The organism is Streptomyces sp. CRN 30 (assembly GCF_034105845.1).
On sequence record NZ_JAVRHI010000084.1, the window covers coordinates 1 to 12,994 of the forward strand.

General features: G+C 70.7%; 12 protein-coding genes and 1 pseudogene. 4 read left to right on the forward strand and 9 right to left on the reverse strand.

Features of this window, described 5'->3' with window-relative positions:
• Positions 1–217: pseudogene (locus tag UW392_RS07910) on the forward strand (elongation factor Tu); the annotation flags it as partial.
• Positions 218–367: 150 nt separating this feature from the next.
• Here UW392_RS07910 and UW392_RS07915 read toward each other — a convergent pair.
• The gene (locus tag UW392_RS07915; RefSeq protein WP_320774163.1) at positions 368–823 is read right to left on the reverse strand and encodes a GNAT family N-acetyltransferase; all 456 of its coding nucleotides are present in this window, start codon (positions 821–823) and stop codon (positions 368–370) included.
• Between the two features lie 296 nt (positions 824–1,119).
• Between UW392_RS07915 and UW392_RS07920 the strand changes: the two genes are divergently transcribed.
• A complete protein-coding gene (locus tag UW392_RS07920) occupies positions 1,120–1,887 on the forward strand; it encodes a response regulator transcription factor (protein ID WP_320774164.1) in 768 nt (255 codons plus the stop codon).
• Here UW392_RS07920 and tamR read toward each other — a convergent pair.
• Entirely contained in the window at positions 1,846–2,343 is a 498-nt protein-coding gene (gene tamR / locus UW392_RS07925; protein WP_320774165.1) for a MarR family transcriptional regulator TamR, read from the reverse strand. The genes UW392_RS07920 and tamR overlap by 42 nt on opposite strands.
• 110 nt (positions 2,344–2,453) lie before the next feature.
• Between tamR and UW392_RS07930 the strand changes: the two genes are divergently transcribed.
• Entirely contained in the window at positions 2,454–3,263 is an 810-nt protein-coding gene (locus tag UW392_RS07930) for a trans-aconitate 2-methyltransferase (protein ID WP_320774166.1), read from the forward strand.
• A 74-nt stretch (positions 3,264–3,337) separates the two neighbouring features.
• Here UW392_RS07930 and UW392_RS07935 read toward each other — a convergent pair whose 3' ends face one another.
• Both UW392_RS07935 and UW392_RS07940 read right to left on the reverse strand, forming a co-directional pair.
• Complete coding sequence (locus UW392_RS07935; RefSeq protein ID WP_320774167.1) at positions 3,338–4,003, reverse strand: TetR/AcrR family transcriptional regulator; 666 nt, start codon at positions 4,001–4,003, stop codon at positions 3,338–3,340.
• A gap of 7 nt (positions 4,004–4,010) precedes the next feature.
• Entirely contained in the window at positions 4,011–5,069 is a 1,059-nt protein-coding gene (locus UW392_RS07940) for an acyl-CoA desaturase (protein ID WP_320774168.1), read from the reverse strand.
• A gap of 306 nt (positions 5,070–5,375) precedes the next feature.
• Between UW392_RS07940 and ppc the strand changes: the two genes are divergently transcribed.
• Positions 5,376–8,108, forward strand: coding sequence for a phosphoenolpyruvate carboxylase (ppc, locus tag UW392_RS07945; RefSeq protein ID WP_320774169.1), 2,733 nt, complete (start codon positions 5,376–5,378; stop codon positions 8,106–8,108).
• Between the two features lie 109 nt (positions 8,109–8,217).
• Here ppc and UW392_RS07950 read toward each other — a convergent pair whose 3' ends face one another.
• From UW392_RS07950 to glmU, 5 genes are all read right to left on the reverse strand, one after another.
• Positions 8,218–8,745 carry a hypothetical protein gene (locus UW392_RS07950; RefSeq protein WP_320774170.1) on the reverse strand — a complete coding sequence of 176 codons (528 nt, stop codon included), beginning with the start codon at positions 8,743–8,745 and terminating at the stop codon, positions 8,218–8,220.
• A gap of 117 nt (positions 8,746–8,862) precedes the next feature.
• Complete coding sequence (pth, locus tag UW392_RS07955) at positions 8,863–9,501, reverse strand: aminoacyl-tRNA hydrolase (protein ID WP_414495753.1); 639 nt, start codon at positions 9,499–9,501, stop codon at positions 8,863–8,865.
• A gap of 85 nt (positions 9,502–9,586) precedes the next feature.
• On the reverse strand, positions 9,587–10,180 hold the full coding sequence (locus UW392_RS07960) for a 50S ribosomal protein L25/general stress protein Ctc (RefSeq protein WP_320774171.1): 594 nt from the start codon (positions 10,178–10,180) through the stop codon (positions 9,587–9,589).
• A 213-nt stretch (positions 10,181–10,393) separates the two neighbouring features.
• Complete coding sequence (locus tag UW392_RS07965; RefSeq protein WP_320774172.1) at positions 10,394–11,368, reverse strand: ribose-phosphate diphosphokinase; 975 nt, start codon at positions 11,366–11,368, stop codon at positions 10,394–10,396.
• A 105-nt stretch (positions 11,369–11,473) separates the two neighbouring features.
• Complete coding sequence (glmU, locus tag UW392_RS07970; protein WP_320774173.1) at positions 11,474–12,922, reverse strand: bifunctional UDP-N-acetylglucosamine diphosphorylase/glucosamine-1-phosphate N-acetyltransferase GlmU; 1,449 nt, start codon at positions 12,920–12,922, stop codon at positions 11,474–11,476.
• Positions 12,923–12,994 lie beyond the last annotated feature (72 nt).

A 12,994-nucleotide genomic window follows, 5' to 3' on the forward strand; every position in this document is an offset into this window, starting at 1 on the left:
CTTCAACAACTACCGCCCGCAGTTCTACTTCCGTACGACGGACGTGACCGGCGTCGTGACCCTCCCCGAGGGCACCGAGATGGTCATGCCGGGTGACAACACCGAGATGAAGGTGGAGCTCATCCAGCCCGTCGCCATGGAGGAGGGCCTCAAGTTCGCCATCCGTGAGGGTGGCCGTACCGTGGGCGCCGGCCAGGTCACCAAGATCAACAAGTGAGTCCGCTCGCTTGACGGTCGCCTGACCTGAGAAGGCCCGTACGACTTCGGTCGTACGGGCCTTCTCGCGTCCCCGCTCCCGGCTTTGCCGGGCGGGTCCCGGGTGATCGCACCTGCAAGCCGCGCCCGGTACGGCCCCCGGCCGCCCCGCTCACCCCAGCCGCTTCGTCAGCGTGTACTCCTTGATGCCCGGCGGGTAGTCGGGGATCACGCACACCACCTCGTAGCCGTGCATCCGGTAGAAGCCGGGGGCCTGGAAGTCCCAGGTCTCCAGACGGGAGCCGCGGCAGCCGCGCTCCTCGTGCGCGATGCGTTCGGTCTCGGCCAGAATGCGCGACCCGAGCCCCGCCCCGCGGTGCCGCGCGTCGACCCACAGGTACGTCACGTGCAGCCAGCCCGCCCACGTGTGGCCGACCAGGCCGCCGGCGAGCTCCCGGGCCCCGTGCAGCGCCCAGACCTGGAGCGGTACCTCCCGGTCCTGCGGGGTGTCACGGAGGGAGCGGAGGGCCGGGGAGGCCGCCGTGTTGGTCTCGCGGAGCCGCGAACGCAGCAACTGGGTGCGTTGTTTGTCGACTTCTGTCTCGATACGAAACATGCGGCTCACCATAAACGGATCGGCCAATCAGTTCTGCAAATTACCTTCCCCTCCTCGCCCCCGGCCTTACCCTGATGAGCAGCACCGGTGGGGGCCGGTGCCGATCAGGGGGCGAAAGAGTCGGGTACGACGCCCGGAGTGGGGGAGCAGCAGTGACGGCACGGCGGCGGCCGTGCGGCTGCGGGCCCCGGTCCCGGTCCGTCATCGACGTCCCGGGCACACACCCGGGCGCCGTACCTGAGCCGACCGTCTCCGACCGACCTTGTGGGTCTCCCCTGCTCCTCGAGGAGCCTGGGGAAGGGGGTTCCGTGGTTCGCATCCGAGTCCTGGTCGTCGACGACCACCGCATCTTCGCCGAGTCGCTCGCCGCGGCCCTCGCCGCCGAGCCCGACGTCGACGTGTCCGCCGCCGGCAGCGGCCCCGCCGCGCTGCGCTCCCTGGAGCGGGCGGCGGCGGAGGGGCGCAAGTTCGACGTGATGCTCGTGGACGCCGATCTGGGGGGCAACGTACCCGGGTCGCGCCCCGCCGTGCCCGTGCAGGAGGGCAACGAGGACGGCCTGGTGGACGGCATCTCGCTGGTCGCGGGGGTGCGCTCCGGGCAGCCGGGCGTACGGACCGTCGTGCTCGCGGAGAAGGACGACCCGCGGCGCGCCGCCCTGGCCCTGCAGGCCGGCGCCTCGGGCTGGGTGGCCAAGGACTGTTCGCTGTCCCGGCTGCTCACCGTCATACGGGGGGTGCTGCGCGAGGAGACGCACCTGCCGCCCGCGCTGCTCACCGGGGTGCTCCGGGAGCTCACCGCCGCGCGCAAGCACCGCACCGAGAGCGAGCGGCTGGTGGAGTCCCTCACGCCGCGCGAGCGCGAGGTGCTGCGGTGCATGGTGGCGGGACTGGGGCGCAAGGCCGTCGCCGAGCGCCTGTTCCTCTCCCCGCACACCGTCCGCACCCATATGCAGAACGTCCTCGGGAAGCTCGGCGTGCACTCCACGCTCGCCGCCGTGGCCCTCGCCCGGCGCGCCGGGGTCGGGCCCGTCGACCTAGCCGGGGATGTTGTCGAACGGGGCGGTCAACTGGCGTAGCAGCCCCGCCAGTTCGCCCCGCTGGGTGTGCGACAGCTCGGCGAGGATCGCCCGCTCCTGGTCCAGCAGTCCCGCGAGGGCCTGGTCCGCGCGGTCCCGGCCCTCGTCCGTGAGCCGCACCAGCACGCCGCGCCGGTCGCTGGGGTCGGGCAGCCGCTCGACCAGGCCCTTCTTGGCGAGCCGGTCGATACGGTTGGTCATCGTGCCCGAGGTGACGAGGGTCTGGGTGAGCAGCTGTCCCGGGGAGAGCTGGTAGGGGGCCCCGGCGCGCCGGAGCGCGGTCAGGACGTCGAACTCCCACGGCTCCAGGTGGTGCTCGGAGAAGGCGAGCCTGCGGGCGCGGTCCAGGTGCCGGGCCAGCCTGCTCACCCGGCTGAGTACTTCCAGCGGCTCCACATCGAGGTCCGGGCGCTCGCGGCGCCACGCTGCGACCAGTCGATCGACCTCGTCCTCCATGAGGATCAGTGTAGTGGTTGTGTCGACGTGAAGTCTCTTGACATCAAGATTTCCGGCGTACGACAGTGGCGCGAACGAGCAGACGACACACGAGGACGAGGAGTCGCGCCATGCCCGCCACCACCCCCGTATGGGACCCGCACCAGTACCTGCGCCACTCCGGCCACCGCGCCCGCGCCTTCCTCGACCTCCTCGCGCGGGTCCCCGACCTCCCTGCCGCCGGGCGTCCCCGTGTCGCCGACCTCGGCTGCGGCCCCGGCAACGTCACCCGGCTGCTCGCCGAGCGGTGGCCGGGCGCGCACATCACGGGCCTGGACAGCTCCGCGCAGATGCTCGCCGAGGCCGAGCCCCTGGCCGGCCCCACCCCGGGCGGTGGCCGCCTCGACTTCCACCGCGCCGACGTGGGGACCTGGACGCCCGCGGAGCCGTACGACCTGATCATCGGCAATGCCACGCTGCAGTGGGTGCCCGGGCACCTCGACCGGTTCGCCGCGTGGGTGGACGCCCTCGCCCCGGGCGGCACGCTCGCCTTCCAGGTGCCGGGCAACTTCGACGCGCCCAGCCACCGGCTGATGCGCGAGCTGGCCGCCTCGGCGCGCTGGCGGGACCGCCTCGACGGAGTGCTCCGGCACGAGGACGCGGTGCACGCACCGGCCGTCTACCTGGAGGCGCTGACCGGGCTCGGCTGCGCGGCGGACGTCTGGGAGACGACGTACCAGCAGGTGCTCCAGGGGGAGGACGCGGTGCTGGACTGGGTGAAGGGGACGGGGCTGCGGCCTGTGCTCACCGAGCTGGGCGAGGAGGCGGAGGCGTTCGTCGCCGAGTACCGGCTGCTGCTGCGGGAGGCGTATCCCGCGGGGGCGCACGGGACGGTGTTCCCGTTCCGGCGGGTGTTCGCGGTGGCGCGCACCCACGGGTGACGTGCCGCCGCGGTGTGCGGTCAGGGTGCCCGGGACCACCGAGGGACCGCTCAGGTTCGAGGTGGTCCGGTCACTCAGTTCTTCCGGTGCCCTATCAGCCGCGGCTTCTGCTCCAGCCCGTCCAGCCCGTGCCACGCGAGGTTCACCAGGTGCGCCGCCACCTCGGCCTTCTTCGGACGGCGTACGTCCAGCCACCACTGACCGGTGAGCGCGACCATGCCGACCAGCGCCTGCGCGTACAGCGGGGCCAGCTTGGAGTCGAAGCCGCGGTTCTTGAACTCGCGGCCCAGGATGTCCTCCACCTGGGTGGCGATGTCGGAGATCAGGGACGCGAAGGAGCCCGTGGACTGGGGGATGGGCGAGTCACGGACCAGGATCCGGAAGCCGTCCGTGTACTCCTCGATGTAGTCCAGGAGCGCGAAGGCCGCCTGCTCGCACAGTTCGCGGGGATGACCGGCCGTGAGGGAGCCGGTCACCATGTCCAGCAGGCGCCGCATCTCACGGTCGACCACCACCGCGTACAGCCCCTCCTTGCCGCCGAAGTGCTCGTACACCACCGGCTTGGAGACTCCGGCCTTCGCCGCGATCTCCTCCACCGACGTGCCCTCGAAGCCCTTGGCGGCGAACAGGGTGCGACCGATCTCGAGGAGCTGCTGCCGTCTCTCCGCACCCGTCATGCGGGTGCGACGGGCGCGCCGCGGCTTGTCGCTGCTGGGGGTACTGCTCGAATCGGTCGCCACCCGCCCATCATGCCGCCTCGGCGGCCGCCTTCCTGCGCCGGGAGCCGTCCTGGTCCGTGTTGCGGCGGGAATCGATACGCGAGCGTGACGGCCAGCGCACGTCGTACGCCCAGCCGAGCTGTTCGAACCAGCGGATCAGCCGGGCCGAGGAGTCCAGCTGGCCGCGCTCCACCCCGTGCCGCGCGGAGGTCGGGTCCGCGTGGTGCAGGTTGTGCCAGGACTCACCGCAGGACAGGACCGCGAGCCACCAGACGTTGCCCGAGCGGTCACGCGACTTGAACGGGCGCTTGCCGACCGCGTGACAGATGGAGTTGATCGACCAGGTGACGTGGTGGAGCAGCGCCACGCGGATGAGCGAGCCCCAGAAGAACGCCGTGAACGCGCCCCACCAGGACATCGTCACCAGACCGCCGATCAGCGCGGGCAGGCCGAGGGAGAGGGCCGTCCACAGGATGAACTGCCGCGAGACGGCCCGGAGCGTCCGGTCCTTGATCAGGTCCGGCGCGTACTTCTCCTGCGAGGTCTGCTCCTCGTCGAACATCCAGCCGAGGTGTGCCCACCACAGGCCCTTCAGCAGGGCCGGGACCGTCTCCCCGTAGCGCCACGGCGAGTGGGGGTCGCCCTCGGCGTCGGAGAACTTGTGGTGCTTGCGGTGATCGGCCACCCAGCGCACCAGCGGCCCCTCCACCGCCATCGAGCCCGCGATCGCCAGCGCGACCTTCAGCGGACGTTTCGCCTTGAAGGAACCGTGCGTGAAGTGCCGGTGGAAGCCGATCGTGATGCCGTGACAGCCCAGGAAGTAGAAGAACACCAGCAGGCCGAGGTCCAGCCAGCTCACGCCCCAGCCCCAGGCCAGCGGCACCGCGGCCACCAGCGCCAGGAAGGGGACGACGATGAAGGCCAGCAGCGTGATCTGCTCGAGCGAGCGCTTCCGCTCGCCGCCCAGCGTCGCCGAGGGCAGGGCGGAGTCGGTCGCCGTGGCCGCCTTCGCCGCCTCGGCTGCCGTGGATCCCTCTGGATCGTTCGCCTCCGGGGCGTCTTCGATCACATCGGAGCTTGTGGTCATGGGGCGTCCCCTGTGGGGTCGAGGGTCGATGCCGGTGCCTGCGGCAACGGCCCCGCGGAGGACGGTGGGGCTCCCTACGGTTCCGTAACCTACGGCAACGTAAGTATGGCAGCGCGGCGGCCGGCGGCAAGAGCCCCTGAGCCCCGCGCGTCCGCACGGACACCTATCCTTGACTCGGTCGGACAGCGCGGTCCGCTGTGTAATCCTGCCCGGATGCCCGGCCGTACGCGGCTCAGCCGCCCGGCCGACAGTCGGGTTCCCTCCAGACGACGAGCTTCAACACTGCAACTGCAAGGAGCCGCACCTGTGAGCAGTGCCGACGACCAGACCACGACGGTCAGCAGTGAGCTGCGTGCCGATATCCGCCGCCTCGGCGACCTGCTGGGCGAGACCCTCGTCCGGCAGGAGGGCCCCGAGCTCCTGGAGCTGGTGGAGAAGGTCCGCCGCCTGACCCGCGAGGACGGCGAAGCCGCCGCCGAGCTGCTGCGTGGAACCGAACTGGAGACCGCGGCCAAGCTGGTCCGCGCCTTCTCCACCTACTTCCACCTCGCCAACGTCACCGAACAGGTCCACCGCGGCCGCGAACTGCGCGAGAGGCGCTCCGCCGAGGGCGGCCTCCTCGCCCGCACGGCCGACCGCCTCAAGGACGCGGACGCCGAACACCTGCGCGAGACGGTCGGCAACCTCAACGTCCGGCCCGTCTTCACCGCCCACCCCACCGAGGCCGCCCGGCGCTCCGTCCTCAACAAGCTGCGCCGCATCGCCGCCCTGCTGGAGACCCCGGTCATCGAGTCCGACCGGCGCCGCCACGACGTCCGCCTCGCCGAGAACATCGACCTCGTCTGGCAGACCGACGAACTCCGCGTCGTCCGCCCCGAACCCGCCGACGAGGCCCGCAACGCCATCTACTACCTCGACGAGCTGCACGCGAACGCCGTCGGCGACGTCCTGGAGGACCTCACCGCCGAACTCGAACGCGTCGGCGTCACCCTCCCGGACGACACCCGCCCGCTCACCTTCGGCACCTGGATCGGCGGCGACCGCGACGGCAACCCCAACGTCACCCCGCAGGTCACCTGGGACGTGCTGATCCTCCAGCACGAACACGGCATCAACGACGCCCTCGACCTCATCGACGAACTCCGCGGCTTCCTCTCCAACTCCATCCGCTACACCGGCGCCACCGAGGAACTCCTCGCCTCGCTCCAGGCCGACCTCGACGCCCTCCCCGAGATCAGCCCCCGCTACAAGCGCCTCAACGCCGAGGAGCCCTACCGGCTCAAGGCCACCGCCATCCGGCAGAAGCTGGAGAACACCAAGGAGCGCCTCGCCAAGGGCATCCCCCACCAGCCGGGCCACGACTACCTCGGCACCGGTGAGCTCCTCACCGACCTCACCCTCATCCAGACCTCCCTGCGCGAGCACCGCGGCGGCCTCTTCGCCGACGGCCGGATGAACCGCACCATCCGCACCCTCGCCGCCTTCGGCCTCCAGCTCGCCACCATGGACGTCCGCGAACACGCCGACGCCCACCACCACGCCCTCGGCCAGCTCTTCGACCGCCTCGGCGAGGAGTCCTGGCGCTACGAGGACATGCCGCGCGAGTACCGCCACAAGCTGCTCGCCAAGGAACTCCGCAGCAGAAGGCCCCTCTCCCCGGCCCCCGCCCCGCTCGACGCGGCCGGGCAGAAGACCCTCGGCGTCTTCGAGACCGTCAAGCGCGCCCTCAAGGTCTTCGGACCCGAGGTCATCGAGTCGTACATCATCTCCATGTGCCAGGGCGCCGACGACGTGTTCGCCGCCGCCGTCCTCGCCCGCGAGGCAGGCCTCCTCGACCTCCACGCCGGCTGGGCCAAGATCGGCATCGTGCCGCTGCTGGAGACGACGGACGAGCTCAAGGCCGCGGACACGATCCTGGAGGACATGCTCGCCGACCCCTCCTACCGGCGCCTGGTCTCCCTGCGCGGCGACGTCCAGGAGGTCATGCTCGGCTACTCGGACTCCTCCAAGTTCGGCGGCATCACCACCTCGCAGTGGGAGATCCACCGCGCCCAGCGCCGGCTGCGCGACGTCGCCCACCGCTACGGCGTACGGCTGCGCCTCTTCCACGGCCGCGGGGGGACCGTCGGACGCGGTGGCGGCCCCTCGCACGACGCGATCCTCGCCCAGCCCTGGGGCACCCTCGAGGGCGAGATCAAGGTCACCGAGCAGGGCGAGGTCATCTCCGACAAGTACCTCGTGCCGTCCCTGGCCCGGGAGAACCTCGAACTGACCGTCGCGGCCACCCTCCAGGCCTCCGCCCTGCACACCGCGCCCCGCCAGTCGGACGAGGCACTCGCCCGCTGGGACGCCGCCATGGACGTCGTCTCCGACGCCGCCCACGAGGCGTACCGCAGGCTCGTCGAGGACCCCGACCTGCCCTCCTACTTCTTCGCCGCCACCCCCGTCGACCAGCTCGCCGACCTGCACCTCGGCTCACGCCCCTCGCGGCGCCCCGACTCCGGCGCCGGCCTCGACGGACTGCGGGCCATCCCCTGGGTGTTCGGCTGGACCCAGTCCCGGCAGATCGTCCCGGGCTGGTTCGGCGTCGGCTCCGGCCTGAAGGCCCTGCGCGAGGCCGGCCTCGACAGCGTCCTGGAAGAGATGCACGAACAGTGGCACTTCTTCCGCAACTTCGTCTCCAACGTGGAGATGACGCTGGCCAAGACCGACCTCAGGATCGCCCGCCACTACGTCGAGACCCTCGTCCCGGACGAGCTCCAGCACGTCTTCGCCACCATCGAGGCCGAGCACGAGCTCACCGTCCGCGAGATCCTGCGCATCACCGGGGAGGAGAAGCTGCTCGACGCCAACCCCGTCCTCCAGCAGACCTTCGCCATCCGCGACGCCTACCTCGACCCGATCTCCTACCTCCAGGTCGCGCTCCTCAAGCGCCAGCGCGACGCGGCCGCCGCGGGCTCCGAGCCCGACCCGCTGCTGGCCCGCGCCCTGCTGCTGACCGTCAACGGCGTGGCGGCGGGCCTGCGCAACACCGGCTGACGCACGCGACGCACAGGACGGTGCCCCCGTGGACGTACGACCACGGGGGCACCGTCCTGTTCAGAGCCGAGCCTGTGCCACATTCCCGGCCGGGGTATGACACGAGCCCTCAGAGCGACACGAACGCCGCCGTGATCAGGGCCAGCCCCAGACCGCCCAGCACCCACGCCGACCGGTTCATCCGCAGCCCGCCCGCCACCACCACCGAGGCCAGCAGCAGCGCACCGCCCAGCGGCACCCACGCGTACAGCAGACCGGCGGACCCGGTGCGGACCACATCGGCGACCTCGGCGGTCCCGCCCGGCTTCACCGCGACCGGGTACGTGCGGCCCACGTCCACCGCCACCGAGTCCTCGATCACCACCCGGTCCCGCGCCTCCGACCCCGCCGAGACCGGCGCGTACGGCCCCGAGCACACGTCCCCGCCGCACTCCGTCACCTTCATCGTGCCCTGCTCGCGCCCCTTGGAGAGCATCACGTGCTGGGCCGTCCCCCAGGACGCCCACACGCCCGCGACCAGGATCAGCGCCGCGACCGTACCCATCGCCGCGAGCCGCCCGAAGCGCATCGCGACGAGTGTGCCCTTGCGGGTCTTGGAGGCCCTGGGGGCCCTGCGGGACGCGGAGCGGGCTGACATGGCGGCGATCCTTGGCCATGATGCTGCGGTCGGTCAACTCCGGCCGAAAACAGGGGTGGACAAGTCAGTAGTTGTCCGTGTACATCATCCCGGGCGCCCCGCCCCGTTCACGGACCCTCAGGAGTTGTACGCGCTCTGCGCCCGCTCCAGCCCGTCCGCCAGCAGCGCCTCCACCGAGTCCGCCGCACGGTCCACGAACCAGTCCAGGTCCTTGCGCTCCGCCGGCGAGAAGTCCTTCAGCACGAAGTCCGCCACCTGCATCCGGCCCGGCGGACGCCCGATCCCGCACCGCACCCGGTGGTAGTCCGGACCCATCGCCTTCGTCATCGACTTCAGCCCGTTGTGACCGTTGTCGCCACCGCCCAGCTTCAGCCGCAGCGTCCCGTAGTCGATGTCCAGCTCGTCATGGACCGCCACGATGTTCGCCACCGGCACCTTGTAGAACTCACGCAGCGCGTTCACCGGCCCGCCCGACAGGTTCATGTACGACGCCGGCTTGGCCAGCACCACCCGACGGCTGCCCGGGCCGGGCGGACCGATCCGGCCCTCGACCACCTGCGCCTGCGCCTTCTGGGCCCGCTTGAACTTCCCGCCGATCCGCTCCGCCAGCAGATCCGCCACCATGAACCCCACGTTGTGCCGGTTCATGGCGTACCCGGGGCCGGGATTGCCCAGGCCCACCACGAGCCAGGGGGCGCTCGCGTCGGTCGTCACGTCGATGTCTCCTTCATGCGCGTCAGCCGCCGTGTCCTCCATGCATACGCGTCAGCCGCCGGACCCGCGCTCGCGGCGCGGGCCCGGCGGCTGCATGCGATTCTGCCCCGGGGACCCCTTGCGGGAATCAGGCCTCGGTGGCCTCGCCGCCCTCGGCGGCGTCCTCCGACGGCTCCTCCGCCTGCGCGGCCAGCACCTGGAGGACCACCGTGTCCTCCTCGACGGCCAGCGAGACACCCTTGGGAAGGGTGATGTCCTTGGCGAGGACGGCGGCACCGGCCTCCAGACCCTCGACGGAGACGGTGACGGACTCGGGGATGTGCGTGGCCTCGGCCTCGACCGGCAGCGCGTTGAGCACGTGCTCCAGCAGGTTGCCGCCCGCGGCCAGCTCGCCCTCGGTCTGGACCGGGATCTCGACGTTGACCTTCTCGCCGCGCTTCACCAGCAGCAGGTCGACGTGCTCCAGGAAGCCCTTCAGCGGGTCACGCTGCACGGACTTCGGGATCGCCAGCTCGTTGCCGCCGCCGTCGATGTCGAGGGCGATCAGGACGTTCGGCGTACGCAGCGCCAGCAGCAGCTCGTGACCCGGCAGCGTCAGGTGCAGCGGCTCCGTGCCGTGGCCGTACAGCACACCGGGGACCTTGTTGTCACGGCGGATACGACGGGCCGCACCCTTGCCGAACTCGCTGCGCTTCTCGGCGGCGATCTTCACCTCGGACATGTTCACTCCTCGTAGTGGAACGAAAGAACGGTCGTGGTCACCCGGCCACGAACGGCCTGCTACGAAGAGCGCGTCGATAACGGACCGCCGCATCCGCGGAACGGAAACGGCCTCCCTCGCCGAGCAACTGCACCAGTCTACTCGGCAAGGGAGGCCGCACCCAAAAGGATCACCGGCACCCGGCCGGCGAATCCTCGATCGCCCTCCGTGCTCCTACTGCTCGTCGAACAGGCTCGTCACCGAACCGTCCTCGAACACCTCACGCACCGCACGCGCGATCGTCGGCGCGATCGAGAGCACCGTGATCTTGTCCAGCTCCAGCTCACCCGGCGTCGGCAGCGTGTTCGTCAGCACGAACTCGCTCACCTTCGAGTTCTTCAGCCGGTCCGCCGCCGGACCCGACAGCACACCGTGCGTCGCCGTCACGATGACGTCCTCCGCACCGTGCGCGAACAGGGCGTCCGCCGCCGCGCAGATCGTGCCACCCGTGTCGATCATGTCGTCGACCAGGACACAGACCCGGCCCTTCACGTCACCGACGACCTCGTGCACCGTCACCTGGTTGGCGACGTCCTTGTCACGCCGCTTGTGCACGATCGCCAGCGGCGCGCCGAGGCGGTCGCACCAGCGGTCGGCCACCCGCACCCGGCCGGCGTCCGGAGACACCACCGTGAGCTTGTCGCGGTCCACCTTCGCACCCACGTAGTCCGCCAGCAGCGGCAGCGCGAACAGGTGGTCCACCGGACCGTCGAAGAAGCCCTGGATCTGGTCCGTGTGCAGATCGACCGTGAGGATCCGGTCCGCACCCGCCGTCTTCATCAGGTCCGCGACCAGACGCGCCGAGATCGGTTCACGCCCACGGTGCTTCTTGTCCTGCCGCGCGTAACCGTAGAAGGGCACGATCACGGTGATGCTCCGGGCGGAGGCCCGCTTCAGAGCATCGATCATGATCAGCTGCTCCATGATCCACTTGTTGATGGGAGCCGTGTGGCTCTGCATCAGGAAGCAGTCGGCACCACGGGCCGACTCCTGGTAGCGGATGTAGATCTCGCCGTTGGCGAAGTCGAAGGCCTTCGTCGGGACGACCCCGACACCCAGCTGGTGGGCGACCTCCTCGGCAAGCTCGGGGTGGGCGCGGCCGGAGAAGAACATCATCTTCTTCTTGCCGGTCGTCTTGATCCCGGTCACAGCACAGTCTCCTCAGAGGTGTCTCAGCTGGGCGTGAGAGATCGTCTCAGCTGGGGGGTGATTGCACCTATCACGGTACGCCGTCCCGGACGCACCCGTTTCCGGTCAGCTTTCACCGGAGGACTCGCGTCCGGCCGCCTCGGCAGCCTTCGCCGACCCGCTGCCGGGACGCTTGCGGGCGACCCAGCCCTCGATATTCCGCTGCTGGCCGCGCGCGACGGCCAGCGAACCGGGCGGTACGTCCTTCGTGATCACGGATCCCGCGGCGGTGTAGGCACCGTCCCCGATCGTGACCGGTGCCACAAACATGTTGTCCGAGCCCGTCTTGCAGTGCGAGCCGACCGTCGTGTGGTGCTTCGCCTCACCGTCGTAGTTCACGAACACGCTGGCCGCGCCGATGTTCGTGTACTCACCGATCGTCGCGTCGCCCACGTACGACAGGTGCGGCACCTTCGTGCCCTCGCCGATCGTCGCGTTCTTCGTCTCGACGTACGTGCCGATCTTCGACTTCACGCCGAGCCGCGTGCCGGGCCGCAGGTACGCGTACGGACCGACGGTCGCGTCCTGGCCGACCTCCGCGCCGTCCGAGACCGTGTTGTCCACGCGGGCGCCCGCGTGGACCCGGGTGTCCTTGAGGCGGCTGTTCGGCCCGACCTCGGCGCCGGTGGCGAGGTGCGTCGCACCCAGCAGCTGCGTACCCGGGTGCACCACGGCGTCCTGCTCGAACGTCACGGTCACGTCCACCCAGGTCGTCGCCGGATCGACGACCGTCACACCGGCGAGCATCGCTTCGGTCAGCAGCCGGTCGTTGAGCGTGCGGCGGGCCTCGGCCAGCTGTACGCGGTTGTTGATCCCGGCGATCTCACGGTGGTCGGCGGCGACGGAGGCACCCACGCGGTGGCCGGCCTCACGGAGGATGCCGAGGACGTCCGTCAGGTACTCCTCGCCCTGGCTGTTGTCCGTACGCACCTTGCCCAGCGCGTCCGCCAGCAGCTGCCCGTCGAACGCGAACACACCCGAGTTGATCTCCCGGATCGCGCGCTGCGACTCGGAGGCGTCCTTGTGCTCCACGATCGCGGTCACCGCGCCGGAAGCACCGTCACGCACGATGCGGCCGTAGCCGGTGGCGTCCGGGACCTCGGCGGTCAGCACGGTGACAGCGTTGCCGTCGGCGGAGTGGGTGGCGGCCAGCTCCGTGAGGGTCGCACCGGTCAGCAGCGGGGTGTCACCGCACACGACGACGACGGTGCCGTCGACGGAGCCGCCGAGCTCCTCCAGGGCCATGCGGACCGCGTGCCCGGTGCCGTTCTGCTCGGCCTGCACGGCGGTGCGTACGCCGGGGTCGATCTCGGCGAGGTGCGCGGTGACCTGCTCGCGGGCGTGGCCCACGACGACGACCAGGTTCTCCGGCTCCAACTCGCGGGAGGCGGCGAGGACGTGGCCGACGAGGGATCGGCCGCAGATGCTGTGCAGGACCTTGGGGGTGGCCGACTTCATACGGGTGCCCTCACCCGCTGCGAGTACGACGACGGCGGCCGGGCGGATGGCGCTCACGGTGTGCCCTTCGGCTTTGGGTGGGGTTGGTCATCCGCAGGATACCGGGGCGTAGTGGGGGTGAAATGTGAA